This window comes from Lyngbya sp. CCAP 1446/10, assembly GCF_026130175.1.
Taxonomy (GTDB): domain Bacteria; phylum Cyanobacteriota; class Cyanobacteriia; order Cyanobacteriales; family Microcoleaceae; genus Microcoleus.
This window is the reverse complement of sequence record NZ_JAIGNI010000031.1, coordinates 38,051-63,844: the sequence shown is the minus strand read 5'-3', so window position 1 is coordinate 63,844 and position 25,794 is coordinate 38,051. Positions and strand designations below refer to the sequence as shown.

General features: G+C 45.1%; 33 protein-coding genes. 20 read left to right on the top strand and 13 right to left on the bottom strand.

Features of this window, described 5'->3' with window-relative positions; genetic code table 11:
- The first annotated feature begins 8 nt into the window (after positions 1-8).
- From K4039_RS14685 to K4039_RS14660, 6 genes are all read left to right on the top strand, one after another.
- Positions 9-1,451 (top strand): cation:proton antiporter, encoded by a 1,443-nt coding sequence (locus K4039_RS14685; protein ID WP_265235984.1) that lies wholly within the window; start codon positions 9-11, stop codon positions 1,449-1,451.
- A gap of 265 nt (positions 1,452-1,716) precedes the next feature.
- Positions 1,717-2,100, top strand: coding sequence for a Na+/H+ antiporter subunit E (locus tag K4039_RS14680; protein ID WP_265235982.1), 384 nt, complete (start codon positions 1,717-1,719; stop codon positions 2,098-2,100).
- Positions 2,097-2,348 (top strand): hypothetical protein, encoded by a 252-nt coding sequence (locus K4039_RS14675; RefSeq protein ID WP_265235980.1) that lies wholly within the window; start codon positions 2,097-2,099, stop codon positions 2,346-2,348. Before K4039_RS14680 ends, K4039_RS14675 begins: the two co-directional genes overlap by 4 nt.
- Positions 2,345-2,650: a monovalent cation/H(+) antiporter subunit G gene (locus tag K4039_RS14670; protein ID WP_375339807.1), complete on the top strand. Its 306-nt coding sequence runs from the start codon at positions 2,345-2,347 to the stop codon at positions 2,648-2,650. The genes K4039_RS14675 and K4039_RS14670 overlap by 4 nt, the downstream gene beginning before the upstream one ends.
- Positions 2,647-3,261, top strand: a complete 615-nt coding sequence (locus tag K4039_RS14665) for a DUF4040 domain-containing protein (RefSeq protein WP_265235978.1) — start codon at positions 2,647-2,649, stop codon at positions 3,259-3,261. Before K4039_RS14670 ends, K4039_RS14665 begins: the two co-directional genes overlap by 4 nt.
- On the top strand, positions 3,258-3,920 hold the full coding sequence (locus tag K4039_RS14660; protein ID WP_265235976.1) for a Na(+)/H(+) antiporter subunit B: 663 nt from the start codon (positions 3,258-3,260) through the stop codon (positions 3,918-3,920). Before K4039_RS14665 ends, K4039_RS14660 begins: the two co-directional genes overlap by 4 nt.
- A 149-nt stretch (positions 3,921-4,069) precedes the next feature.
- On the opposite strand, the gene K4039_RS14655 is transcribed toward K4039_RS14660, so the two are convergent.
- Both K4039_RS14655 and K4039_RS14650 read right to left on the bottom strand, forming a co-directional pair.
- Positions 4,070-4,435: a DUF5615 family PIN-like protein gene (locus K4039_RS14655; protein ID WP_265235974.1), complete on the bottom strand. Its 366-nt coding sequence runs from the start codon at positions 4,433-4,435 to the stop codon at positions 4,070-4,072.
- Positions 4,432-4,734 (bottom strand): DUF433 domain-containing protein, encoded by a 303-nt coding sequence (locus K4039_RS14650; protein WP_265235972.1) that lies wholly within the window; start codon positions 4,732-4,734, stop codon positions 4,432-4,434. Before K4039_RS14650 ends, K4039_RS14655 begins: the two co-directional genes overlap by 4 nt.
- A 175-nt stretch (positions 4,735-4,909) precedes the next feature.
- On the opposite strand from K4039_RS14650, the gene K4039_RS14645 reads away from it, so the two are divergent.
- On the top strand, positions 4,910-5,056 hold the full coding sequence (locus K4039_RS14645) for a hypothetical protein (protein WP_265235970.1): 147 nt from the start codon (positions 4,910-4,912) through the stop codon (positions 5,054-5,056).
- A gap of 225 nt (positions 5,057-5,281) precedes the next feature.
- On the opposite strand, the gene K4039_RS14640 is transcribed toward K4039_RS14645, so the two are convergent.
- Both K4039_RS14640 and ndk read right to left on the bottom strand, forming a co-directional pair.
- The gene (locus K4039_RS14640) at positions 5,282-5,539 is read right to left on the bottom strand and encodes a hypothetical protein (RefSeq protein ID WP_265235968.1); all 258 of its coding nucleotides are present in this window, start codon (positions 5,537-5,539) and stop codon (positions 5,282-5,284) included.
- A gap of 446 nt (positions 5,540-5,985) precedes the next feature.
- Positions 5,986-6,435 (bottom strand): nucleoside-diphosphate kinase, encoded by a 450-nt coding sequence (gene ndk, locus K4039_RS14635; RefSeq protein WP_265235966.1) that lies wholly within the window; start codon positions 6,433-6,435, stop codon positions 5,986-5,988.
- Between the two features lie 372 nt (positions 6,436-6,807).
- Here ndk and K4039_RS14630 point away from each other — a divergent pair, with 372 nt between their 5' ends.
- Positions 6,808-7,563 carry a hypothetical protein gene (locus tag K4039_RS14630; protein ID WP_265235964.1) on the top strand — a complete coding sequence of 252 codons (756 nt, stop codon included), beginning with the start codon at positions 6,808-6,810 and terminating at the stop codon, positions 7,561-7,563.
- Positions 7,564-7,655: 92 nt separating this feature from the next.
- On the opposite strand, the gene proB is transcribed toward K4039_RS14630, so the two are convergent.
- The 3 genes from proB to petB all read right to left on the bottom strand — a co-directional run bounded on the left by proB (position 7,656) and on the right by petB (position 10,535).
- The gene (proB, locus tag K4039_RS14625) at positions 7,656-8,765 is read right to left on the bottom strand and encodes a glutamate 5-kinase (protein WP_265235963.1); all 1,110 of its coding nucleotides are present in this window, start codon (positions 8,763-8,765) and stop codon (positions 7,656-7,658) included.
- Between the two features lie 435 nt (positions 8,766-9,200).
- A complete protein-coding gene (gene petD, locus K4039_RS14620) occupies positions 9,201-9,683 on the bottom strand; it encodes a cytochrome b6-f complex subunit IV (protein ID WP_265235961.1) in 483 nt (160 codons plus the stop codon).
- A 183-nt stretch (positions 9,684-9,866) separates the two neighbouring features.
- Complete coding sequence (petB, locus tag K4039_RS14615; protein ID WP_265235959.1) at positions 9,867-10,535, bottom strand: cytochrome b6; 669 nt, start codon at positions 10,533-10,535, stop codon at positions 9,867-9,869.
- 597 nt (positions 10,536-11,132) lie between these two features.
- On the opposite strand from petB, the gene ctpA reads away from it, so the two are divergent.
- A complete protein-coding gene (ctpA, locus tag K4039_RS14610; RefSeq protein WP_265235957.1) occupies positions 11,133-12,419 on the top strand; it encodes a carboxyl-terminal processing protease CtpA in 1,287 nt (428 codons plus the stop codon).
- A 157-nt stretch (positions 12,420-12,576) separates the two neighbouring features.
- Here ctpA and K4039_RS14605 read toward each other — a convergent pair whose 3' ends face one another.
- Both K4039_RS14605 and psaM read right to left on the bottom strand, forming a co-directional pair.
- Positions 12,577-12,990, bottom strand: coding sequence for a hypothetical protein (locus K4039_RS14605; RefSeq protein ID WP_265235955.1), 414 nt, complete (start codon positions 12,988-12,990; stop codon positions 12,577-12,579).
- Between the two features lie 277 nt (positions 12,991-13,267).
- Positions 13,268-13,363 carry a photosystem I reaction center subunit XII gene (psaM, locus tag K4039_RS14600; protein ID WP_015174804.1) on the bottom strand — a complete coding sequence of 32 codons (96 nt, stop codon included), beginning with the start codon at positions 13,361-13,363 and terminating at the stop codon, positions 13,268-13,270.
- A gap of 66 nt (positions 13,364-13,429) precedes the next feature.
- On the opposite strand from psaM, the gene K4039_RS14595 reads away from it, so the two are divergent.
- Both K4039_RS14595 and K4039_RS14590 read left to right on the top strand, forming a co-directional pair.
- Positions 13,430-13,663, top strand: coding sequence for a hypothetical protein (locus tag K4039_RS14595; protein WP_265235935.1), 234 nt, complete (start codon positions 13,430-13,432; stop codon positions 13,661-13,663).
- A gap of 84 nt (positions 13,664-13,747) precedes the next feature.
- Positions 13,748-14,530, top strand: a complete 783-nt coding sequence (locus K4039_RS14590; RefSeq protein WP_265235934.1) for a TerC family protein — start codon at positions 13,748-13,750, stop codon at positions 14,528-14,530.
- A 190-nt stretch (positions 14,531-14,720) separates the two neighbouring features.
- On the opposite strand, the gene K4039_RS14585 is transcribed toward K4039_RS14590, so the two are convergent.
- Together K4039_RS14585 and K4039_RS14580 are read right to left on the bottom strand one after the other, a co-directional pair.
- A complete protein-coding gene (locus K4039_RS14585) occupies positions 14,721-15,086 on the bottom strand; it encodes a DUF2500 domain-containing protein (RefSeq protein WP_265235932.1) in 366 nt (121 codons plus the stop codon).
- A 774-nt stretch (positions 15,087-15,860) separates the two neighbouring features.
- Positions 15,861-16,934 carry a radical SAM protein gene (locus K4039_RS14580; protein ID WP_265235930.1) on the bottom strand — a complete coding sequence of 358 codons (1,074 nt, stop codon included), beginning with the start codon at positions 16,932-16,934 and terminating at the stop codon, positions 15,861-15,863.
- Positions 16,935-17,398: 464 nt separating this feature from the next.
- Between K4039_RS14580 and K4039_RS14575 the strand changes: the two genes are divergently transcribed.
- The 3 genes from K4039_RS14575 to K4039_RS14565 all read left to right on the top strand — a co-directional run bounded on the left by K4039_RS14575 (position 17,399) and on the right by K4039_RS14565 (position 20,088).
- On the top strand, positions 17,399-18,181 hold the full coding sequence (locus K4039_RS14575; RefSeq protein ID WP_265236042.1) for an ABC transporter permease: 783 nt from the start codon (positions 17,399-17,401) through the stop codon (positions 18,179-18,181).
- A gap of 202 nt (positions 18,182-18,383) precedes the next feature.
- Entirely contained in the window at positions 18,384-19,247 is an 864-nt protein-coding gene (locus K4039_RS14570; protein ID WP_265235928.1) for an aldo/keto reductase, read from the top strand.
- Between the two features lie 163 nt (positions 19,248-19,410).
- Complete coding sequence (locus K4039_RS14565; RefSeq protein WP_265235926.1) at positions 19,411-20,088, top strand: GIY-YIG nuclease family protein; 678 nt, start codon at positions 19,411-19,413, stop codon at positions 20,086-20,088.
- Positions 20,089-20,173: 85 nt separating this feature from the next.
- Here K4039_RS14565 and K4039_RS14560 read toward each other — a convergent pair whose 3' ends face one another.
- Entirely contained in the window at positions 20,174-20,296 is a 123-nt protein-coding gene (locus K4039_RS14560; protein WP_265235924.1) for a hypothetical protein, read from the bottom strand.
- A gap of 60 nt (positions 20,297-20,356) precedes the next feature.
- On the opposite strand from K4039_RS14560, the gene rseP reads away from it, so the two are divergent.
- From rseP to rpsN, 4 genes are all read left to right on the top strand, one after another.
- Positions 20,357-21,457, top strand: coding sequence for an RIP metalloprotease RseP (gene rseP / locus K4039_RS14555; RefSeq protein WP_265235922.1), 1,101 nt, complete (start codon positions 20,357-20,359; stop codon positions 21,455-21,457).
- 311 nt (positions 21,458-21,768) lie between these two features.
- A complete protein-coding gene (locus K4039_RS14550) occupies positions 21,769-22,548 on the top strand; it encodes a Uma2 family endonuclease (protein WP_265235920.1) in 780 nt (259 codons plus the stop codon).
- Positions 22,549-22,606: 58 nt separating this feature from the next.
- Positions 22,607-23,251: an endonuclease III gene (nth, locus tag K4039_RS14545; protein ID WP_265235918.1), complete on the top strand. Its 645-nt coding sequence runs from the start codon at positions 22,607-22,609 to the stop codon at positions 23,249-23,251.
- Positions 23,252-23,395: 144 nt separating this feature from the next.
- Positions 23,396-23,698, top strand: a complete 303-nt coding sequence (rpsN, locus tag K4039_RS14540; RefSeq protein ID WP_265235916.1) for a 30S ribosomal protein S14 — start codon at positions 23,396-23,398, stop codon at positions 23,696-23,698.
- Positions 23,699-23,921: 223 nt separating this feature from the next.
- Here the strand turns inward: rpsN and K4039_RS14535 are convergent, their stop codons facing one another.
- On the bottom strand, positions 23,922-24,251 hold the full coding sequence (locus tag K4039_RS14535; RefSeq protein WP_265235908.1) for a hypothetical protein: 330 nt from the start codon (positions 24,249-24,251) through the stop codon (positions 23,922-23,924).
- Positions 24,252-24,315: 64 nt separating this feature from the next.
- Between K4039_RS14535 and aat the strand changes: the two genes are divergently transcribed.
- Together aat and K4039_RS14525 are read left to right on the top strand one after the other, a co-directional pair.
- Entirely contained in the window at positions 24,316-24,894 is a 579-nt protein-coding gene (gene aat / locus K4039_RS14530; RefSeq protein WP_265235906.1) for a leucyl/phenylalanyl-tRNA--protein transferase, read from the top strand.
- A gap of 100 nt (positions 24,895-24,994) precedes the next feature.
- A complete protein-coding gene (locus K4039_RS14525; RefSeq protein ID WP_265235904.1) occupies positions 24,995-25,654 on the top strand; it encodes a Uma2 family endonuclease in 660 nt (219 codons plus the stop codon).
- The last annotated feature ends 140 nt before the right edge of the window (positions 25,655-25,794 follow it).

Here is a 25,794-nt window from a genome sequence, read left to right as displayed (position 1 = left end):
ACCCATCCATGAATATTATTACGATCGCTTGGCTGACCATACCATTTTTTATCGGATTCGTCATTTATTTACTCCCCAAGCTTGACAAATATCTCGCCTTAGCAGTCACCTTTGTTTCGGCCGGCTATGCGCTACAACTATTTCTCGAAAAGTCACCGGTTAAACTACAGTTACTAGATAATTTCGGCGTTCAAGTAGTCGCAGATCATTTAGGCGCATACTTTATATTGACAAATGCCATAGTAACTGCTGCCGTGATTTTTTACTGTTGGGACAGTGGTAAATCAGCCTTTTTTTACTCCCAGATGATTATTCTGCATGGTAGTATAAATGCTACCTTTATCTGTGTAGATTTTGTCAGTTTATATGTCGCCCTAGAAGTCAGCGGAATAGCAGCTTTTCTGTTAATTGCCTATCCTCGCACCGATCGCTCTTTATGGGTAGCCTTGCGCTATCTATTTATCAGCAACACCGCCATGCTATTTTATCTAGTAGGCGCAGTGCTAGTCTATCAAAAACATAATTCCTTTTTGTTTGACGGCTTAAAAGGTGCGCCACCAGAAGCCTTAGCCCTGATTTTTCTGGGATTATTGCTCAAAGGGGGGATTTTTGTATCGGGATTGTGGCTGCCGCTAACTCACTCAGAATCAGAAACCCCAGTATCTGCTTTACTCTCAGGAATTGTCATCAAAGCCAGTATTTTACCTCTCTTGCGCTGTGCTTTAATTTCCGACGATATTGGTAATATCGTCAAAATATTTGGCGTAGCAACAGCCTTGATGGGGGGATTTTATGCCGTCTTTGAAAAAGACACCAAACGGATGTTAGCCTTCAGCACAATTGGCCAGTTAGGCTTTATTTTAGCAGCACCAGAAGTCGGTGGATTTTATGCGCTGACTCACGGTTTAGTGAAATCCAATCTATTTTTAATTGCAGGTTCATTACCAAGTAGAAACTTCAAAGAACTACAATCTAAACCGATTGATCCAAACCTTTGGATTGCCCTAGTTATCGCCAGTCTATCGATTTCCGGCTTTCCTTTGTTGGCAGGATTTGGGTCTAAAGTGTTGACATTAACAAGTGTAGCACCTTGGCAGGTAATCCCTATGAATATCGCCGCCGCAGGCACAGCCATAGCCTTCGCCAAATTCATCTTTATCCCGCGCGGAGAAAAACAGGAAGTCAAGTCCGGTTTGTGGCCTGCCGTCATCCTCTTAATTAGCGGGCTAATTATCGCAAATGTAGTATACTTAGATGCTTATACCATTGAAAGCATCATCAAAGCACTTATCACGATCGCGATAGGGTGGCTGATTTATGTTTTAATTATTAAACGGTTAGCGATCGCTCTGCCGCGTGTACCTGAGCAATTCGATCATCTGGTAGGTGTGATGACTCTAACTTTGATCGTACTTTTTTGGATGGCATTAGCGACAGGAACCCACAGTTAAATCGAAATTGCGATCACTAACAGTAAGGGTATGTAAGAAACATCTGTTCAGTTGACAGTTGACAGTTGACAGTTGACAAAAGAAGGAAGAGGATTGGAGTAATGAATTGTCTGATTTTATTTGCTCCCTAAAAGAGAGAGGCTTTAAACCAATTCTTTCTGGTAAAACTAGAAACTATCTTGTAATTGTCTCCGTTTATCTGCCTGATATCTGCGGTTGTTGCAGCAATGAAATATTTATGCAAGAAGTTTAAAAAAGAAAAAAGATGATTGGAAGTTTGATATTACGATTGACAATTTGGTTTTTGTTGACAGCCGATTTCACTGTGCCAAATATCATCATTGGTATAGCGATCGCATTTCTCCTCCCCCGCGGCTATACATCCCCGGAACGGATAAAGGATTGGCTAAGTATGCTCAAAAAAATCCTGATTGCGATTCCAGTAGCATACATTGAGGCTTTTGAAATTATCATTCGTCCCCATAACGGAGAAGACATGATTTTGGAACAGGCAAAAATGAAACGATCGCCGATCATGATATTTCTGGATGTATTTCTAATCACCTTTACACCCAAAACAATTGTGGTGAAATACAACGAAGAAGGCTGCTACGAAGTTCACCGGATTTTCCCGATTAAAAAATCATGAATTGGCTCTTAATTGCGATGATTGCAGCGATGCTAATCCCCATGTACGAGGCATTGACGGATGATGATGTTTGGCAGAAAATGTTGGCATTGGCCAGTATTTCCACAAAGGCAGGAATTATGACTTTGTTCATATCTGTCTTGCGCGATGATTGGATGATTGGCGCTGTGGGGGCGATTATCCTCACCGTAGGAAATGCGGGATTAATGCTGTTGGCACATATCATAAAACGACTGGACGACCTATGATTATTGATGTTTTGAGTTATTTCTTGATGGTTGTAGGAGTATTCTTCTGGTTTTGGGGAACTTCTCACCTACTCGGCAAGCGATCGGTATTATTTAAGTTACACAGTCTTTCGGTTGCGGATACCTTGGGTTCCATGCTAATAGTGATCGGGCTGCTGATCAAAATACCTAGTAGATGGCCGCTGCTAACTTTAGCAATTATTTCCTTAGCAATCTGGAATACAATGCTGGGATATGTGTTTGCACACTGTTCGAGTGAAGAGGCAGAAAATCAGAAGGAGTTTCCAACAGAGACATTATGAATGATGATAGCTATATCTATATCTTAACTGCGCTGTTGCCCTTGGCTGCTTGTATGGTAGTAGTTCAGGTGAATCCCTACCATGCCCTAGTCATTCGCGGCATATTAGGTGCGATCGCAGCATTGGTATATTCAGTGTTTGGGGCGGCGGATGTGGCCTTGACGGAAGCATTGATGGGTACAATGCTGGCAATAACCCTGTATGCGGTGGCAGTGCGATCGTCCTTGGTGATGCGTTTGGGCGTGTTGGAAGAGGAGAAAGTCGAGTCGGAGGGTGATGTTTTAAAGGTAGAGTTGACGGTAGAGAGTCCCCGCGATTTTAACTCATTGATGAATGATTTTCGCAGAATTTTTAACAAGTATTATCTCCGTATTGAGGTAGTACCTTTCACAACTCCCCAGGCTTTACACCGCGCCTTGATGGAGAAAGAAATTCATGCAAGTTGTGTGCCTGTGCTAGATAGTGATGCAGCAGGTAATGCAGAAACAAAACATTATCAAACTGTGACTAGAATCCAACGGCTATATGACATCATGCAGCCTGAAATTTCATCAATAAATACCAGTCTAGATTATAAAATTGCTTCAGGTTCAGGGGAGGATTATCAATGAAATGGGTTTACATTGCAGCGGGGATATTGCTTTACATTAAAATGCTGTTGTTTGCGAATCCTGCGTCAGGTTTATCAGGTTTGGCAATAGTAGAATTGATTGTCAAAGATAGTGGGATTCCAAATGCAGTATCGGCGATTATTTTCCGAAATCGCCTGTATGACACGATTTTTGAAGTGGTGGTATTTACGATCGCCATTATGGGCGCTAATTTTCTGTTAGCCACGGAAAGACCATCCTGCACAATTTATCAGTTTACGGATCAACCTTCAATTGTTTTAGCTCGTTTAGGAGCAACTATTGCGGCTTTGGTGAGTATTGAATTGTCACTGCGGGGGCATTTGACTCCGGGGGGCGGTTTTGCGGCGGGTGTCGCGGGGGGGACTGCGATCGGTTTGGTGGCGATTACTTCGTCATCCGAGTGGATGCAGCGGATTTATGAGCGATCGCACGCGGCGATATGGGAGAAGATTTCGGTACTGGTTTTTGTGGTGTTGTCGGCGATTACTTTGTCTGGCTACGAGTTGCCGCACGGAGAGTTTGGGGCATTAGTTAGCGGTGGTGTAGTGCCTTTGCTGAATATTTTAGTGGCGATAAAGGTTGCTTTGGGTTCGTGGGCTGTGGTGTTGATTTTTATTCGCTATCGCGGGTTGTTGTGATGGATTTTAGGATGTTTTTAGGGGAAACAGTGGTTCTATTTTTGGACTGCTGTTGTTATGGCGATCGCCTTTTCCAAAGACTAAGCTACTGTTAGAAGATAGCGGTTGTGCGATCGATTTGTGTAGATCAATATCGGCTGAGACTTACACTAGCCATTTTTCAAATATTTACCCAAAAACTCTAACAGGTTCACCATTTCCTCTGCTGTTTTATTAGCAGTTAGTTCCAGAATAGCTCGAACTTGCTCACCGACGGAATAGTCTTGTGACAGCAGCGCAATGCCAGCATGAGATTCTTCTCTCGCAAGGAATTCACTATGTAACTGGCAAAAGTCTCCGATATTGTGACTGTACAAGACTCTACTTTGAGTTGCAGCTAACCGAAGTTGTTCTTCGTCTATTACCCCTTCTGTTTGAGTTTCGTTGACGGTTGTGACATCAACTTGACGTGCTCGCGCCCGTAGTAGGGACTGATCTTGGGAGTCTTCATCTAAGTAAAGCCTAATTTCAGTCATGCTTTTTGATTCGACTTGCTGTGCAGATATTCTAAACGCTTAGCCTCTGATTCTTGATGGAGCAAATCGGTCTCTATTTCTGCGGTATTGGCATGGTAGTATGTGAGTGCGGCGTAGACTTCGGCGAGGGTGAGATGTCCGATACGATCGCAAATTTCTTCAGCGTTAAGCCCGCGTTTGTACCAAGTTACAATTCGCCGAACCGTGACACCTTTGCCGACGATGTGAGGACATCCACCGTGCAGTCCGGGGGTGCGTGCGATCAGTGTACCAATGTCTATCGAGACTGCTGTTGTCATGACGCTCTAATTTTGAAAATACGGAGCTACTGCTACAGGATAACACGTGGGCGATCAATCATAGCTATTTTTGGTGCGAGCGCCCAGGTTAAAATAAAAGAGCAATGAACGAGGTCAAAACGATGATAGTCCGACAACCTCGCTACAACAAAGAGGAATTTGCGTGCACCGGGCGATGAGATATTATGAATCTCAAGTCCGACCTCAAGTCGAGACAGGCGATCGTGGTAAGATTGTGGCGATCGACATTGAGACAGGAGCTTTTGGAGTTGATGCAAGTCAAATCACTGCTTGCGATCGCCTCAAAGCCCTTAACAGTTGACAGTTGACAGTTGACAGCGAAGTTTTTAGGCAGGGAATTTAAGCCCCAGCCTAAAAACAATCTACCTAAAGGTGAGGGCTTAAATCCCCTGTGATGCAGGTTATCCAAATGCTCAAATCTAGATTTTCTCCCCATGTCCGTCGATTTGGCGGACGCACTCGGAAGACTACATGATTACTCGATGATTATACTCCCGATTCTGTTGTATCTGGGTGCGATCGCCCTTTACCCAATCTCTCCACATCTGCCACCCACAGCGACAGCGCCTGAGCCACTTAATCCACCGTTAAACCCATTGCCAGAAGTTGGAGTAAATATTAAATTATCTGGCAATTCCAACAGCCGAACAGTCTGCCCATCCACCTCAATTAAATTATCAAAATGGGTGAAATGTTGAGTCAAGATAATCATCACAGGCGTAGTATCGCGAGCAGCAAGCCAGTCTAAAAAGCCGTCTCTTTCGCGGTGAGGTGGGTGGAACAATCGCGAAACTTAATATTTCCAAGTGTTTCAAACCTTTTAAAAGCAGGGAAGTACCTAGACTATTCTGCTGCCTGTCTCAGCCATATTAATTTGGAAAAAATGCCTGCCGCGTATATAGCGGTTCTCATAAAGATGAGGTATGCCAAATTCTGGATCGCCAGGGAGAACCACAGTACCGAGCATCTTTACATAAAAGAAACCTCAGAAAGCTTAGAGGAACTATCAATTACCTTTTTCCTAATTACCTTTTTTTCCATTACCAATTACCAATTACCAGACATATAGCGGTTCTCAAAAAAGTGAGGTATGTCCTATGCCCTATGCCCTATGCCCTATGCCCTATGCCCTATGCCCTATGCCCTATGCCCCATGCCCTATGCCCAGTCGTACCTCACCTTTTTGAAAAAGGCTATATCTCCCGATTAACAATCGGGAGAATATCAAAACTACTCCACAATCCAAGGAGTCAAACAAGGAGTCCAATCACTCAATTCTTCAGCTTTAAACCAGAGACTAATTTCTTGCTTCGCAGTTTCCACAGCATCAGAACCGTGAATGATATTGCGACCAACATTCACAGCCAAATCGCCGCGAATTGTCCCAGGTTCTGAATTCAGAGGATTTGTGGCGCCAATCATTTTTCTCGCCGAGGCCACAACGCCGTCGCCTTCCCACACCATCGCCACCATCGGCCCGGAAGTGATGAAGTCTACCAGTCCCGCAAAAAACGGTCTTTCTTTGTGTACGCCGTAATGCTGTTCGGCTAGTTCGCGACTCGCCGTGATTAGCTTCATCCCAACTAGCGTGAAGCCTTTGGCTTCAAAACGACCGATAATTTCGCCGACGAGTCCGCGCTGTACGCCGTCTGGCTTAATCGCTAAAAAAGTCCGTTCCAAGATTAACTCCTATTATTTTCTTAACTGAGCCAAAAGACAGAGTAACTCACAATGCACCTAAAGGCAATTATGAAAATTAGAAATTGTTATTTTACACAGAAGTGTCCGAAGAGAGACAATATATAACTTACGCATAACTTTGATCTTGCAGCGCGTCAAACCATTTTTTGCGCAAGTCCTGATCTTGTAATTTACCAAATCTGATGCAAATCACAATTTCCTGTGACCACAAACACGCTTAGCTATGATTTAAAATACAAATATGTATGATCGTAAACACACTTATTTAATCTCAACAACATAGATAATTAACGGAGCATCAACATTATGTTGAGAGATTATCTTGATAGCAGCTACTTAGGCAAAAAATCTATGGAAACGATTCTAGCATTCATTGCACAAAAAAAACATGAGTTTACAAATTTGCCGTTATTTGAATTCCTCGCCAATCAACAGATTCACCCGAATCAACGACTAATTTTTGCACCTGTACTCGATCCTTTGGCTATGGGCTTGAGCGACTTAAACAAGTACGTCCTCCGAGAATCTTCTAGCAATCACAAGGTTCAGGAACTGATTAACAAATATACTTACAAAGAAAACTACTACTGGCAGGGATATCTGCAACATCTAGAAACATTGGGCTTGAACAAATTAATGAGTTACGGCGACTTCAGGATGCTTTGGGGTGAAGAAACTCAAAAAACTCGATCGCTGTGTTCAGTTCTCGAATGTTACGCTTGGAAAGCCTCTCCCATTCAGAAACTGGTGTTAGCCGAAGCCTTGGAAGGAAGCGCCACAGTTTTTTGTGAGGCGGTGCTAGAAGTGGTAATGGAATTACAGCAAATTACGAAAAAAGAATATATTTATTTGGGAGGAGGTTATGTAAATTTGGAAAATCATCACATTTTAAATACACCGGAGATGCTGCAACTTTTAGCAGAAATAGAACTTACTGATTCCGAACGCCAAGCAGCTTTAGAATTAGCACAAAATGTATTTGAACTGTTTACAGAAGCGATGAATGAGTTGTTCGGACACAGCACCACAAATTCTTGCAATACTATGCTGCAAGTATCGTCAATTTCTGCGATCGATCGCGCTTTTGACTGTTTGGATGTTTGTTAAGCTATTCTGTATTTATATTTTGGGCTATAAGCACACCCCACAAGAGTTTCAATAAGCAGAATTGTACATTATAATGTATAACGGCTTAATGATTAAACAATCACTAAATTATCTCGATGTACCGCCGTTTCTACGCCGGCATAGCCTAAGATTTCAGCAATTTTATCGGATTTACAGCCCTGGATTTGTCTCAATTCTAAGCTGCTATAATTCACAAGTCCTCTAGCAATTTGCTTGCCTGATCCGTCGCACAACTGCACGGAATCATCAGCTTGAAATTCTCCTTCTACTTGAGAAATTCCCGCAGCTAACAGCGATTTTCCGCCGTGGGAAATTGCGTTGACAGCACCGGCATCTAAATACAGTTTTCCGGCTGGAATTAGCACGTTAGCTATCCAGTGTTTTCTAGCATTTACAGGGCGCGGTTGTGGCTCGAATTGAGTGCCGATGGACTCTCCGTTAAGTATTTTCTCGATATTACCAGGAAAGCAGCCGTTAGTGATGACTGTCCGCACTCCCGATGCTGTGGCTATTCTCGCTGCTTCAATTTTTGTTACCATTCCGCCGGTTCCCCAACCGCTGCGGGAATCTCCTGTTTGCACGTCTAATTCTGTGAGTTGTGCCATACTTTCTACTAGGGCGATCGGCTGCGCGTCGGGATTGCTGCGCGGATCGGCGGAATACAGCCGATCGACATCCGTGAGCAAAAACAACCAATCTGCTTCTACCAAACTCCCTACTAGCGCCGAAAGCGTGTCGTTATCGCCAAATTTGAGCTCGTCTACCGCTACAGTATCGTTCTCATTGACGATCGGAATTACGCCCAACCTGAGCAGTTGTTGAAAGGTATTGTAAGCGTTAACATACCCGTTGCGCTGCACTAAATCGCCCCTGGTGAGCAATACTTGGGCGATCGGCTGTTGTAGAGTAGTGAACAAGTCATCATACACGCGCATCAGCCGCCCTTGCCCCACGGCGGCCACAGCCTGCTTCAGAGCGATATTTCGCGGGCGTTCCGTCAAGCCCAAGCGCGCGCAGCCCACCCCCACCGCACCCGAAGAAACCAAGACTACTCGATGTCCTTGCTGCCGCAAATCGGCTAAGATTTCGACTAATGCAGCAATAGTTGAGAGAGCTAAGTTCCCGGTAGTCGATCGAGTCAGCGTCGAAGTTCCTATTTTAACGACAATAGTTTGAGTCATCAGTCATCAGTCATTAGTCATCGGTCATTAGTTATATTATCTCCGATCGCACACCCGCCATCAAATTTGTTTGTAATGAAGAATGGAAGTCTTCATAGAAAGCATCTCAGTTTTACAGTTGTAGTGCTGTTCCCCAAGAGCGATTGTTGCATAGTTCGCTCTTGGGGGACAGCAGGGTAAGAGCATCTAATTTAGTAGAAATTCTACTTAAAAAATTACTTTAATCATGGTATAACGGTTCTCAAAAAAGTGAGGAGAGCCTCATGCCATATCCCCTATGCCGGAAGCGTACCACATCTTTCTGATAAAAGCTATATTTCGTACTTTAGTCCAAATCTCAAATCTCAAATAAAATGACGCCCGTTAAAGTTTCCGGGTAGTACAAAAGCACTTTACAGGAAACCCACGGGCGTCAAATTTAAGCAACCGTGAATCTTAGAACAGACCCAGGGTGAAAGATTTGTCGATCGGGAAAACAGCACCAATACCCAACCACAGAGTTATGGCAGTTCCCAACAGGAAGACTGTAGTAGCAACAGGGCGGCGGAACGGATTTTGGAACTTGTTAACATTCTCGATGAACGGAATCAAAATCAAGCCCAGAGGAACACCAGCCATGCAAGCAATTCCCAACAATTTGTTAGGCAAAACGCGCAGGAGTTGGAACACAGGCCACAAATACCATTCGGGCAGAATTTCCAGCGGTGTAGCAAAAGGATTGGCAGGTTCGCCAATCATAGCCGGGTCTAGTACAGCCAAGCCGACGCACAGAGAAATCGTTCCCATGATCACAATTGGGAAAACGTAGAGCAAGTCATTAGGCCAAGCTGGTTCGCCATAGTAGTTGTGACCCATGCCCTTAGCGAGCTTAGCGCGTAGCTCTGGATCGCTCAAATCTGGTTTTTTGAGAATAGACATAGTAACAGTGTTCTCCTTTTAGTTTTACTTGGGCTTGGCATTCCGCTGTATTCGTTAGTCGGAATCAGCGGCGCGATCGCAGGAAGTATTGACCGTAATAAATATCATGAGAGATGAATTCTGAATTTTCAACCCAAAATTCAGCAGGGGGGCAAAAAAAATACCGCCCCAGCAACTCAAAATTTACAATGGGCCAGAGATGCCTTGCTTGCGAATCATCAAGAAGTGAGCCAGCATGAAGACGATAATCAGCCAAGGCAAGACAAAAGTGTGCAAGCTGTAGTAACGAGTCAAAGTACCTTGACCGACGCTGACACCGCCGCGCAGCAGTTCAACCAACAAAGAGCCGACAAACGGGATGGCTTCGGGTACACCGGAAACGATTTTAACTGCCCAGTAACCGATTTGATCCCAAGGCAAAGAGTAGCCGGTTACACCGAAAGAAACGGTGAGGACTGCCAAGATGACTCCTGTCACCCAGGTTAATTCGCGGGGCTTTTTGAAGCCGCCGGTCAAATAAACCCGGAAGGTGTGCAGAATCATCATCAGTACCATCATGCTGGCAGACCAGCGGTGGATGGAGCGGATCAGCCAGCCGAAGTTAACTTCATTCATCAGGTATTGCACTGAAGAAAAAGCTTCTGCTACCGTGGGACGGTAATAGAAAGTCATGGCGAAGCCGGTGGCAAACTGGATCAGAAAACAAACTAGAGTAATGCCACCCAAGCAATAGAAGATGTTGACGTGGGGAGGTACATACTTTGTAGTGATATCGTCTGCGAGCGCCTGAATTTCCAGGCGTTCATCAAACCACTGGTAGGTTTTTGATTCGGTGATTTGTTTAGAAAACATGGAGCCAGAATTCCTAAAAGAATATTGCTGTGGTTGAGGTTCAGGGCAGCCGCCACAAGGTTTTTTTTGTCGCCCCGCGCCGAGCAGTTGGCTTTTACTAGCAAATGCCTGAGGCTATTTTTAAATTTGGAGCTGACGAAAGGAACTCTATTGTGCGATCGCCCGCAAGTGCTTGGAAACTAAGCGGTCGCTTGTCCCTACTCGCTGGCGTTGCGCGATCGAATTCCAGACTATGATAAAAAATGTAACATAATTGCTGTGCAGATTTCACGGAGCGATGCTTTTTCCGAGCCTCAAATACCATTTTCTGCAAGCTCAACATCCGCCCCAAGCTGGCATAGAGCCAAAAGCCAAGCTACAGACCAAAGTCTGAGCCACCCAGCGAGTCACAGCGTTAGATTAATATTAATGATAAAACTTCATTGATTTTGAGATTAAATGTTACATTTAAATAATTTTTTGTTCGCGGCGGACATTTGACGCGAACGTTTGACAAATCCTGAATGTCTCCGGGAGATTTGACTGCGCAAAAGCTGAAAAGCCTACAAACTCAAAATACAGGAAATGCAATACTTGCCTATCTTTTACAGAAAAATCATGCACAGACGAGTTTTCCAAACTGCAATTGTACTGTTACTCCAAGTCGCCCTGGTTCTCGGCGCGTGGGCTGGGCCTGCGGCGGCGCTAACTCCAGAACAGCAGCTTTTGAGCGAAGCTTGGCGCATTGTCAATCGTTCTTATGTGGATGACAGCTTCAACTCGAAAAACTGGTGGTCGATTCGCGAAAAAGCCGTTAAGGCACCGCTGAACGACAGACAGCAGACTTACACGGCGATTCAGGGGATGCTGGCGAATCTGGACGACCCCTTCACTCGACTGCTGAAACCTGAACAGTACCGCAGTTTGCAGGTCAACACTTCGGGAGAATTGACGGGAGTTGGGCTGCAAATTGCGATCGACCCCCAGACAAATACGCTGACAGTGGTGGCTCCTTTAGCTGGTTCACCGGCGGATCAAGCCGGCATCCAACCGCTCGATCGCATTTTGAAAATTGACGGCACTGCTACCTCAGAATTGAGCCTAGACGAAGCCGCCACTCGAATGCGCGGCCGCATCGGCACTCCTGTAACTTTGACCTTGGGACGCGAAGGAAGGGACGTTCCAGAGGATGTTAAGTTAGTGCGCGATCGGATTGAACTCCACCCGGTTTATGCCGAATTGCAGTCTGGGCCGGACAATTTACCGCTGGGCTATATTCGCTTGAGCCAATTCAGCGCTAACGCCACGGAAGAAGTCGCCCACGCGATCGACCATTTGGAAAAACAAGGCGCCGCCGCTTACATTCTCGACTTGCGGAACAACCCAGGCGGGCTATTGCAAGCGGGGATTGAAATTGCGCGCTTGTGGCTCGATTCCGGGACGATCGTCTACACGGTCAACAGACAAGGCATTCTCGGCAGTTTTGAGGCTTCGGGACAAGCTTTGACTGGCGATCCGCTAATTGTTTTGGTGAACAAGGGAACAGCCAGTGCTAGCGAAATTTTGGCTGGTGCGCTACAAGATAACGGCAGAGCTCAACTGGTGGGCGAAAAGACTTTCGGCAAAGGACTGATTCAGTCGCTGTTTGATTTGTCTGACGGTTCCGGGTTGGCTGTGACTGTGGCTAAGTACGAGACGCCGAACCACACGGATATTAACAAATTGGGGATTGCGCCCGATCGCGTAGTGCCTTTAGAGTCGATTGCGCGCGATCGAATTGGCACTGAAGAAGACTTACAATATCAAGCTGCACTGCAACTGCTGAAAGAAAAAACCGTGATGGCAAAGACGGCGGAAACCGCGCCTACACAAACAATGTCCGCCTCCGCCGACGGAAGAGAATAAGGTAATTTCAACCGTCCCTTCTTCAACCCGCGGAGGCGGGTTTTGTTTGTATAGGCGCGAATTCCATTCGCCCGCTCTTATTTGTGCGCTCTTCTTTCTTCTGTGTGCGCGGTACACATCCTACAACAATCTTCAGATTAAGGTTGCTATCCCACGATTAAGGCTGCGGGGTGGATTCCTCGGCATCGGGTGCTTGGGGTTCCTGCAAAATCACTGGACGTTGCTGGGGATCAACTCGATTGCTTTGCTCTTGCATGACACTTTTAGCTTGACTGGGGTCAAAATAGCGGTTAAAGTCCGATCGCGACTTCTCTACTCGCTCGCTCGTAAGATTGACTTCAGCTTGGATTTCGTGCAATTTTTCTTGCACAGCCCGGTAGTGAGGCCAAAGCTGAATCAAAGCAGAAGTCGCACAGACTGAAAGTACCATGTTGACTGCTAACTTGACTCCTGTTTCGGCGGCGAGCGCTTGGTGAGGGTAGGAACGCTGGCGGCTGCTACGACGAGGAGTAGCCCGAGGGGGGTTTTTTACAGGACGGAGTGGAGTAACGGTGGGTTGAATCGCTTGCATAATCTTTTTTCAAATACCTGAGACTGACGTTTTTGAGCTGAAAACCGAAAATTCTGAGTTTAACGCACACTCGCCCCTGTTTGTCAGGGTGCTGACAGCCAAAATTTTTGAGACTGGGTGACGCATGAAGACGGAATTTTCCAATAAAAATGCCTGCCCTTGCAGTCTCATCTTGCTGACCACAAACAATCTACTCCACGGTGGCAGCAGTTGTCTGTAATTTCGAGATTTAACTGCTTGTGCAGGCGTTTTGCGGTTCGCTACTGGTGTCTCGAAACTACTTGTACAGTTCAGTTGACAGCCGGAAAGCCAAGATTCCGGGAATCAAAGCAATTACGAGCGCTACGTAGACTTGGGTATCTGTTAAAGACATATTCGGAAAACTCCTTTTCGCGGGCACGAGCTTTCACCAATTTGAGACAAATTGGCACTTTTGGGAATGGTTTGTTACAACTTGCAATATATTTGGTGCGTCGGGGAGTGGGGGATTGGGAGAGTGGGAGAGTGGGGGAGTGCAGGAGTGGGAGAGTGGGAAAAGTCTTCACGCTTGACTTCTAGGCTCAACATCGATCGCGTAAATCCGTTAAATCCCTTAAATCCGTTAGATAATTCATTGCCGAACTTCCTTGAGAGCGATCGCCCGCGACAAAGTTACCCCACTAGGTTAAGATAAGTGAAGGTGACACTCATTTTAGACAGAGCCGGTAATTTGCGCTGAGCTCGACCCTTGCAAATCGTTAGGTGCACAAAATACTAAATGCTAGAGCAATTTCTCGACGGTTCGCCCAATTTGGGAGTTGACACATTTTTATTATTGTTGGTTTTGGTAGCCTTGGAGGCGGTACTTTCGGCTGACAACGCGATCGCCCTGGCATCTATTTCCAAAGGTTTGGAAAATGAAAAGCTACAGCAACAAGCTCTCAACCTCGGTTTAATAATTGCTTTTGTACTGCGAATCGCACTAATTTTAACAGCGACTTGGGTAATCAAATACTGGCAGTTTGAACTGCTGGGGGCGCTGTACCTGCTGTGGCTAGTTTTCCAGCACTTTGCCTCAGATGCTGACTCCGATGGAGAACATCACGGCCCCAGATTTTCGTCTCTGTGGAAAGCAATTCCAGTGATTGCTTTGACGGATTTAGCATTTTCTTTGGATAGCGTTACAACTGCGATCGCAATTTCTAACGAAATCTGGCTGGTGGTTACTGGAGCCACAATTGGAATTATCGCCCTGCGATTTATGGCGGAATTATTCATCCGCTGGTTAGACGAGTTCGTACACCTTGAAGATGCTGGCTACATTACAGTTGGCTTCGTGGGAATGCGATTGTTGGTAAGAGTAATTAATGAAAATTTAGTACCTCCGCAGTGGCTGCTAATTTCCTCTATCGCCTTGATGTTTGTTTGGGGCTTTTCTAAACGCACTCCTGAGCATATTGAGATTGTAGAATCTCTTACAGAATCTGCGGAAGTTGCTGTCAATCTGCCGGATGTAGAAGTTGCTGTGCCGGAATCGCAACCACAGAAGTCTGAAATTTAACATATTTTCATCTCGATCCAAGTCGCTTAAATCTGTCAACCTAAAAAGACTGAAGGCAGATTAAATATGCAACAGCCTCACATCCCCGGACAAAAGTCACGGGGTTTTTAGGCTTTTATGCTGTAACACCACGACTTGAAATGTTTCATGTTGAAGCTGAGAGGTTGGCGAAGCGTGAAACATCGACCGGTTATGTCAAATCTCGATCGAATCTCTTAAACACAGTGCTCTGAAAATCAAGTTTTCCTGGAGCGGCACCCGGCACAATACTATAAGAAAGTGTACCTCGATCGCCCTGGGCTAGCATAGCATAATCGTGAGGCTCTAAACAAATCTCTGCTCGGCTGCGATCGGAAAATTCAAAAGTTACATAATATATTGTTCCGAATAACCAACCAGGTAAGAGATGTTGACGCTTGGTAACGACACGAGCTTCTCTAGAAAAACTTGGCAAGGAAGCCTTTACTTTAGCAGACCATGCAGCAAACCATTTAACAAACCAGATAATAAATAGAATGAGCGCTATTACAGGAAGGAAGACCATCAAGAATTCCATAACTTAGATTCCCTATCAATTGATGTGCAGTCGAATTTGATGTTACTCTTCACACGACCAAAGGCAATGCAGTTTTCCTACAGCTTGCCGATAGTTTATCTGTCAATACGGTTCACTTAACGCTTTTTTGTCCGAAGAGAACGTCCACGCGCGGCAAACGAGCGTGTATATTTTTCACATAATTTTATAGACTGAACAGTCTTAAGTAAACCGTATTGCATGATAAATTTCAAGTATTTTTGGCCGAAAATCAATCGAATAAGCTTTGATTGTTAATAATGTAAGCTGTTCCACATTTAAACTGCATTATTTGTGGTCTATACCCCATACTGTAAGGGGTTCAGGCAAGAAATTTAAATGACTAACAGCTTATAATGTTTGGTACAACTAAACGTTTTGTGAGTCAAGCATTGCTTGCTATGAGTTAAAAAAGGCTAGGAAGTTTGGTATCGCAGGGGAGGCTTTACTCAACCATGTAATTATAGTTCATTTGATCTGCTATATTTTCGCCTCACTCGTGAGTGTCAGTAACATGATATCTCATCTTTTTGAAAAAGGCTATAGTTGAGGTTCTGCTACTTGTTGATACTGGGTATCCTGGTGCTGGCAAGGAAAATTTTCTCCAAGTGTTTGTAGTGAAGACTCAAGTCCTCATTTTTTGAATAAAACTAAACTCCTCAGTACGAACCAAAATACAATTCATCAAACAGAAAACCGGGTTTGTTACCAAAACCCGGCACCATAAACACAAGCAATTTTAACACTGCTCAAACCTCAATTTTTTAATAACTTCATCCCCATTTTTACCTTGTCGAAAATCGTCTTTTGCGACACACAAGTAATCAGACAAAGCTTGCCACAATTCAAAGTATCCCGGCGAACTTCTTGAGCTTTTTCGCCGTACCAAATCGCGCGGGCGCTGCCTTCTTTCACATTGCCAATCACCGGATATTCATCACACAATTTCACGTCGCCGCGCGTATCGATCCAGTAATTACGCAGTCCAACGCGACAAGGGCGAGTTGAATCGGGAGCTTTTTCTTCTTGGAAGTGAGGAACCATCAAACGCAATACTTCATCGCTGTTCATAATTGGCGCGCCGTTTTTCTTCATCTCAATTAAGCGCTCAATCACCTGTGAAAATTCTTCCCTGTCTGCTTCTTCAATCCACAATTCCGAATAGGTTTCTGGTGTCCAGCGGTTGACTGGTTGGAAGTTCACCGTTGTGGCTCCAATTCCTTTCGCCCAGGTGACAATTTCCTCTAAGTGGCGGAAGTTGAGGCGGTTGATAGTTGGTTTGACGTTAATCGGAAACAGGACATTTTGCTTTTCTTGTTCGGCGCGCAGATAACCGATTCCTTTGGATAGTCTATCGAACAATCCGGGTTGACCGCGCAAATAATCGTGCAATTCTGCATTCGGCCCGTCAACGGACATATTCACATTAAAAGGACGCGCCGCCACAGTTTTAGCAGCATTTTCCTTGGTCATGCAATAACCGTTGGTGGTTACGCCGGCGTGGATGCCGTTTTTGTTTGCAAAAGCTAGCAAGTCTAGAAAACCTTTTTTAATATAAGGTTCGCCGCCGCTAAAGTTGATCGAAAATTCGCCCACAAATTCTTTGACGCTCAACAGGGCATTTTGCCAATCTTCGATTGTCATTTCGTCTTTATATTCTTTGAGCCGCCAATACTCGCACTGGCGGCATTTAACGTTGCAGCGTTCGTTAACAATGCCGTAAAAAGTGACGGGGCTTGTCACGTCGAATCCTGTATTAATCCTGAGCGATTCGGCTACTGCACTCTGGGTGTGTTTTACGCCCAGTCTGGATAATGTTAAAGCATCCATGTCTTGTTTTCCTTATGTGTTGTTACTTAAGTTGATTTATCGAACAGATTTTTGTACGTATTATTACGCATTGCTCCTTACGTATTCCTTACGAGTACGTAAGCACCATCCTAAGCGTTGGTTTTGGGTATGGCTAGATGTTTTTCAAAGATTTATAATGTTAAGCGTTGTAATATATTAGTTTTATTAATGTATTTAGCGATATTTCGTGTTCAAAGATGAAGTTTACTGAGTTTTTGGCAAAGCATCATATACGCTTAAAGCTGAGTTCAGCCCCAAAAATGTAACTTTAGTTAAAATTTGTTAAATTAACTTAATATTTTTCTATGTAATAATACTTAAGTATATTGTATTAATAACTTAAACTTATCGTCAAATAAGCAGCTCGTACAAAAGTTGGCTTCACACCAGCTTTACAATAGGAGAGAATTTAAGTATTTGAAGAGCAAAAAATGGCGATAAATATGGGACGATATTTGCAGGTACTGAAATTGTTTTGGGGTGCGGCGATCGCAGCGGAACTCGAATACCGCATCAACTTTGTCCTCGCGACCCTGAGCAGCCTCGGAAACCTGGCTGGTAGTTGGTTCGGGCTGTCGCTGTTCTATCGTACTGGCTACAGCTTTTCAGGCTATTCGTGGGAGGAAGCTTTGGTTGTACTCGGCATTTTTACGATTTTGCAGGGGTTTTCGTCAACCTTTCTCGCGCCTAACCTCAACCGTATTGTCGATCGAGTCCAGCAAGGTACTCTCGATTTCGTACTCCTCAAACCCATCAGTTCCCAATTCTGGCTATCTGCAAACACAGTTTCGCCTTGGGGAATCCCAGATCTAATTTTCGGCGCGCTATTGCTGCTGTATGCTGCTAACAAGTTGGGAGTACAAATCGGCAACTATTTTTTAACAGCAATCCCGCTGTTATTTGGCACTATTACTCTTTACAGTATCTGGTTTATGTTAGGTGCAACGAGCATTTGGTTTGTGAAGATTTACAACGTGACCGAAGTCCTGAGAGGATTGTTAGAAGCGGGTAGGTTTCCGATGGCAGCTTATCCCGCAGCTTATCGATTTTTCTTCACTTTTGTAGTTCCCGTTGCCTTCTTGACGACTGTGCCGGCAGAAGCCATGCTGGGTAGAGGTGAAATCGTTTGGATCGCAGGGGCGGGCATATTGGCGATCGGGCTTTTATTTTTCTCTCGCTACTTCTGGCAATTTGCACTCCGCTTTTACACCAGCGCTTCCAGTTAGTTAAGTGTAAATAAACTGACCTACAAGCAGGTTTTGCATCAATAGACAGCCTGTTGGTAAAAATTCTGGCTAAATCCGCCTCCACAAATCTATACAAAATATTTTTTTATCTACTTGTATACTTCAAAATAAAGTAAAATTTCAACATATCCTTATATTGAAATCTCAACTCTCAATCAACCACGCAAACGAGGGCAAACGAATGAAAACAAAAAAACTGGGCAACAGTAATTTCAATATCAGTCCGATCGGTCTTGGATGTATGCCAATGTCCTTAAGCGGCAAGCCGCCGGAATCGCAAGCAATTGCGGTAATTCACCGCGCCCTCGATTTGGGTGTCACCCTGATTGACACCGCAGATTCCTATTGCGAAGATCAATCCGACAAACACCACAACGAGCACTTGATTGCCAAAGCTTTGCAAGAGTACACCGGAGATATTCGGGCGGTTACTGTCGCCACGAAAGGCGGCTTAATGCGCCCTCAAGGCGCCTGGACGCGCAACGGCAATCCCCACCATTTGCGTAAGACAATTCGCGAAAGTTTTGAAGCTTTGGGCGGTCAAAAGCCGATCGACCTTTGGCAGTACCACTCGCCCGATCCAGCCTATACAATCGAAGCAGCCCTAACACCCGCAAAAGAAGCAGTAGAAGCAGGAATGATTCGATTTATCGGAGTTTCCAACTTCTCTGTAGAGCAGATCAAACGCGCCCGCGACACAGTAGAAATTGTCTCGGTGCAGAATCAGTACAATCCGTGGCACAGACAGCCGGAATCCGACGGCGTACTGGAATATTGCGAAGCCGAAAAACTGACATTTTTCCCCTGGAGTCCTTTGGGGGGAAGCCGTCGCGCCACCAGCTTGCAAGATATGCCCGCGATCGCCAAATTAGCCGCAGAAAAAAACGTTTCAGTTTACTGTATAGTATTAGCCTGGTTGATGGCAAAATCCCCCTGCGTCGTTCCGATTCCCGGCGCGACAAAACTATCCAGCATTGAAGACTCCGTGGGGGCGATCGAAGTTAAATTGACTGACGAAGAATTGCAACAAATTGCAGCAAGTTAAATACGTAAGCTGTTGGGCATTTAAATTGCATATTTGGGGCGGGCTTGAAGCCCACCCCCCCCACAAAATTTATTAATTTTTGATATACAATTTGAATGCAGAAGAGCTTATAATACCAGAGATTTAATTAGTTAAGTTACCCCTTTGTGAGGAAATGAGTTTTATGGAAGTCAATCAAGTGAATACCGATGGAGACGTAGCAATTGAACATCAAAACGTACCTATCGCCCATGAAGGACTGCACAATTTTTTATACAGTTCCGACTCAGAACATAGCGCATCGACGGCTATTTCGGAAGTAGAAAATGACGGTACGCAAGTAATGTCGATCGATACGTGGCGCGCTCTAGCAACTAACGCCAAAGTCGCCGGTGTTTACGCTGTAATCGACGCTTCCGGTAACACTCAATATGTAGGTTATTCGCGAAATATCCTGCTTTCAATCAATGGTCACATCGCCCAAAACGGCGAGGAAAATTGTGCTTTTTTGCGCGTGCAAACTTTCAAATTCCCCAAGCGGGAAGAAATGGAGAGTTTGCGGGATGCTTGGATAGCAGAACTCGGCACTATTCCGCCGGGAAACGATGTAGACAGCGAGATGTGGGCGAGTACGGTAGGTCAAGCAGCGCGATCGGCAATGTCGGCCACGGAGCAACAAGCTTATGAGGAAAAGAAGCTAAAATTGCGCAAAGCAATGGCAGATTCTACTCTTACTAAAGAGTTAGAAACAGCCGCTAAAATTGACGGCGAACGACACCAACATCTAGAAGCCGCAGTTAACAATGATGATTGGAGTGCGGTGATTCAATCGCAAACCCAGGAAACAAAGTCCGACGAATAAAATTCGCTGCTAGATCAACTTTCGTTTGTCGTAAAGCGGGGTGGGTTTTGTTCGGAGATTGCGTGCCGGATGCGAGGATTTCGCGCTAAAACCGCCCTACGAGTACGATCGCGCGATCGCTTGGTAGTGTCCGGTCGATCGCCACGCCGGGACTTCCCAAAAAAACATCATCTTCCAGTTTGACTGAAAATTGTTGATCGCCAGCCATCGATATTGAAAACAGATTAAAATAAGTCAAAGTCAAGTAAAAGCGTTAGTGGAATCCTTCATGTCAGTTTTGGCAGCGATCGCAGTTTTAGGTATCTTGATTGTCGTTCACGAACTCGGCCACTTCTTGGCGGCGAGACTGCAACACATTCACGTCAACCGCTTCTCCATCGGTTTCGGCCCCATCCTCTGGAAGTATCAAGGCCCGGAAACAGAATACGCCATCCGCGCCTTTCCCCTGGGAGGTTTCGTGGGTTTCCCGGATGACGATCCAGACAGCGCTATTCCTCCAAATGACCCGAATTTGTTGCGAAATCGCCCTGTGTTCGATCGGGCGATCGTGATTAGTGCAGGGGTAATTGCCAACTTAGTTTTTGCTTATTTCCTGCTGGTGGTGCAATTGACTACCGTCGGTGCAGCATCCCTGAACTACCTACCGGGTGTTAAAGTCCCGGAAGTGGCGGCGGAAGTTAGTTCGGCGGCGAAACAAGCGGGAATTCGATCGGGCGACATTGTTCTGTCCGTTGATGGCAAGGAATTGGGCGCTTCCGGCGAAGCAATCAAATCTTTAGTCGCAGCAATCCAAAATAATCCCAACAAAGCCCTGGCGTTGGAAATTCAGCGCGCAGAACAGAAATTTGTGGTCACAGTTACTCCTGAATTGTCACCTGACGGTAAAGGTAAGATTGGCGTGCAGCTAACTTCTAACGGTACTGTCGTGCGGCAGCGGGCGGGAATTGTAGAAGCATTTAGCAAGGCGGCGACTGAATTTGAGCGGATTGTAGTGCTGACGTTTCAAGGTTTCGGGCAGTTAGTTAGCAATTTCAGCCAGACTGCCGAAAAGCTGTCCGGGCCCGTGGCAATTGTAGCCATTGGTGCAGGGATTGCGCGATCGGATGCAGCGAATTTGTTTCAGTTTGCCGTGTTAATTAGCATCAATTTGGCTGTGATTAATATCTTGCCTTTACCTGCTTTGGATGGCGGTCAACTAGCTTTTTTGTTAATAGAAGCACTGCGTGGTAAGCCTCTGCCGAACCGCATTCAGGAAAATGTGATGCAGACTGGTTTGGTGCTGTTGTTGGGTTTGGGAATTTTCTTGATTGTTCGCGATACTGCTAATTTGGCTGGCTTTGATTTGGTGCGAACTCTCCGGCAGCAGTAGTCAGTTGACAGTAGTCAGTTGACAGTTGACAGTTGACAGTTGGCAGTTGCCAGTTGATAGTTGACAGTTGGCAGTTGGCAGTTGATAGTTGATAGTTATCATTAGTGATTAGTCAGCAGCCATTAGTCATGATCAGAAAGGATTGGTTTAAAGCCTCTCCTTTTTACGGAGAAATTAAAATCAGACGATTCATTACTCCAATCCTGTTCCTTCTAAGTAGAGTTCGCTGTCAACGGTCAACTGTCAACTGAATGAAATCACTGATGGCTGATGAGTAATATAAATCAACCAGTAAAATAGGAGAAACAGCAATGGTTACACAACTGCAATCTCCCGAAAAATCAAAAGTTATCTACCCAGATGATAACGGAGAACCAATGTCAGATAATACTGAACAGTTTAGATTGATCGTGTGGATCAAAGAAAATTTAGAACTGTTATTTGCCAGCATGGCCGATGTTTTTGTAGCGGGAAACTTACTGTGGTATCCAGTAGAAGGAAACAACAAAATTGCTCAAGCGCCAGATGTGATGGTAGCCTTTGGAAGACCGAAAGGTTATCGAGGCTCTTACCAACAATGGCATGAAGATAACATTCCGCCACAAGTCGCGTTTGAAATTTGGTCGCGGGGAAATCGCCTGACTCCGATGCTGCAAAAACTGAGATTTTACGAACAGTACGGCATAGAAGAATATTATCTTTACGATCCGGCAAATGTAGATTTAACTATATGGCAGCGCCGAGAGGAACGATTAGAACCAATCGAACAAGTCAACGGCTGGGTAAGTCCAAGAATGGGAGTGCGGTTTCAAGTATCAGAAACTGAACTGGAAATATTCAGGCCTGATGGAACACCGTTTGTGAGTTTTGTGGAGCTCGCTCAACTTCGAGAACAAGCAGAATCAAGAGCCGAACAAGAACAGCAAAGAGCCGAACAAGAACAGCAAAGAGCCGAACAAGCAGAATCAAGAGCGGAACAAGAACGGCAGCGCACTCAACAGGCAGAAACTATGCTGGAACAAGAACGATCGCGATCGCAGGCTTTAGAAGCTCGGCTCCGAGACATGGGAATTGACCCCAATCAGTTGTAAATGACTAAGATTAAGTTCGATCGATGACTAATGACTGATGACTAATGACTGATGACTAATGACTAAAAAGTTAAGTTTAAAACAAAAATCGCTCGAAATTTTGATTCGCCTCAAACGCCTGTATCCAGAAGCCCCTTGCACTCTCAACTACGAAACTCCCGTGCAGTTGATGGTGGCGACGATTCTCTCGGCTCAGTGTACGGATGAGCGAGTAAATCTGGTAACGCCGGCGTTGTTTGAGCGCTTCCCGGATGCGGTGGCTTTGGCAAATGCTGATTTGGATGAATTGGAGCGTCTTGTGCGATCGACTGGTTTCTACCGGAATAAGTCTAAAAATATTAAAGCTGCTTGTTGGGCGATCGTCAATAAATTCAATAATCAAGTGCCGCAGCAAATGGAACTGCTGCTAGAATTGCCCGGAGTTGCCCGCAAAACGGCTAATGTCGTTCTCGCTCACGCTTTTGGTCTTCATCTGGGCGTGACTGTAGACACTCACGTCAAGCGTTTGAGTCAGCGGTTGGGATTGACCGAACACGCCGATCCGATTCGGATCGAGCGGGATTTGATGCTATTGTTGCCGCAGCCGGATTGGGAAAATTGGTCGATTCGGTTGGTGTATCACGGTAGGGCGGTTTGTAATGCGAGAAAGCCGATTTGCAATATTTGCGAACTTGCAGATTTGTGTCCTTCTGCTAATAGTTAGATGTTGCACTATTTTCAGAGACAGGTAAGATCCCTGTGGCTAAAAATCTTGTTAAGAAAAAAATAATTAAAATAAAAGCGATCGCAAATGACCAGAATATAGTAAAATACTAGATTGTGATTTATCTAAGGATATAAACAGATTATGGCTAAAAAGAGCATGGTCGAGCGCGAGAAAAAGCGCCAAAGACTCGTAGACAAGTACGCTGACAAGCGCGAAGACCTGAAAGACCAGTTTGACCAAGCTGCGAATCAGATGGACAAAATGGCCATTCACCGCCAACTGCAACAGCTACCCCGCGGCAGTTCGCGCACTCGCTTGCGTAACCGCTGCTGGGCAACTGGTCGCCCCAGAGGTTACTATCGCGATTTCGGGCTGTCTCGCAACATGATGCGAGAAATGGCTCACGAAGGTCTTTTGCCCGGTGTTGTGAAGTCTAGCTGGTAGTAAAAAGAAGGAAGTTCGGCAACGGATTTCGTAACGAATTTAACGGATAGAAGAAAGAAGGGTTTAGTTATCGTCGCGAGAGAGGGAAGAAAGAAGAAGGAATGAAGAAAAACTTATGAATAATCGGCAAGATTATATTTAGGGTCAATTTTTGTTTCAGACTTTCTTCCTTCTTCCTTCTTCCTTCTTCCTTCTTCCTTCTTCCTTCTTCCTCTTTCTTACTTCATTGGCCGCAGCATTTATCGATGCCGAGACTTTCGAGTAATAAGTCACTGACGGCATTGGCGATCGCAAATTCGCCGTAAAAGCTTTTAGAAAAATCATAAGCCTGCATTTCGGTGACGATCGCAATTACGAGGCTGCCCACGTCGTTTTCGCCTTCCATACGCTGGCGGAGGTAGATTTGGGCGGCTCTTTTAGCTATTTGCTGGTTGGCGGCTTCTGGGATAAACTCAGAGTCTAGCCATGCCAGGAGTGTTTCTTGCAGCCATTGGCTTTCTTGTTCGGGGTTTTGGGCGGGCGGTAAGGTAATAGGTTTGATGGTTTCAGACATAATTATTCCTAATTGCTAATGTTGACTTTGAAAGGTTAGTGAACAAAGGACAACTGATAAATATATGCAATATGATATACCGTCAATTATACAGGGATACGCGCAAGGCTACTTCTTGATGGCGAATGATGGCGAGGAGAGTTTGGGGTGGTATTCGAGCCGGCAGCGGGCGCTGATACCGCTGGATGAGAGATTTACCTATCCGCGCTCGCTCCGTCGGGCCTTGAATCAAAATCGGTTTTCGGTGGCTGTGAACCGCGATTTTGGGGCGGTGGTTGAGGGTTGTGCCGATCGAGAAACGACGTGGATTTCTAAGGAGCTCAAGCAGATTTACTGGGGTTTGTATGAGGCTGGTTGGGCTCACAGCTTCGAGACTTGGTGCGGCGACGAATTGGCGGGTGGTATTTTGGGATTGTCTATAGGTGGCGCATTTATCGGGGAATCCATGTTTTACCGCATTCCCGAAGGTTCTAAGGTGGCGATGGTGAAGTTGGTGGAGAGATTGCGCGATCGATCTTATCTACTTTTCGACGCTCAAATGAACAATCCCCACTTGGAAAGATTCGGAGCATATACTGTCAACCAAAAACAGTACAACATTCTTTTGCAAGCAGCTTTAAAGCGCCGCTGTTCGCTATTGTGAATATTCTTGTCAGGCAAATAGCACTGCCGCGTCCTCACCCGATATGCCTACTTCAAAAAATAGTATAATCAAGCATAAATACTTCTCGGAGACAACCACAATGCAAGTCACAACCGAAGAAATCATTTATCCATCCAGCGACGGTGAACCAATGGCCGAAAGTACAATTCAATACAAATTAATTGTCACCATCAAAGAAGGTTGCGAGTCGCTATTTCAAGATAACCCCAACGTGTTTGTAGCAGCCGATTTACTCTGGTATCCGGTTGAGAGAAGAAATGACATTTCTCAAGCACCAGATACGATGGTAATATTGGGCAGACCAAAAGGCGATCGAAGTTCCTACATACAATCTCGCGAAGACAATATTGCTCCTCAAGTCGTCTTTGAGATTCGATCCCACAACGACAGCAACACAAAAATGCACAAAAAACTTTCATTTTACAATCGCTATGGAGTTGAGGAATATTACCTTTACGACCCCGAAATAAATGAGTTGGAAGGTTGGCAAAGAATTGAAGGAAGCTTAGAACCAATTGAACCGATGGAGGGATGGATAAGTCCGAGACTAGGAGTGCGGTTTGAGCTGCCAGAATCAGGGTTAGAAATTTATAAACCTGATGGAGAAAAGTTTCTTTCCCCTTCCGAAATAAATGCAGAGCGACTACTAGAGCGAGAGCGTGCCAAAGCAGCCTCGCAGCGTGCCGAACGTTTAGCCGCCAAACTGCGCGAATTGAACATTGATCCAGATAGTATCTAAGCCCAAACGATGAGTAGAAACCCGGTTTTTTTAAGAAATCGGGTTGCTACAGATTGCAGTTATTTACTTTTTTCAGGACGAACGGAGAGATTTGGTCGATCGCCCCCAACGAAAATCGCATATACTACAATATATAATAC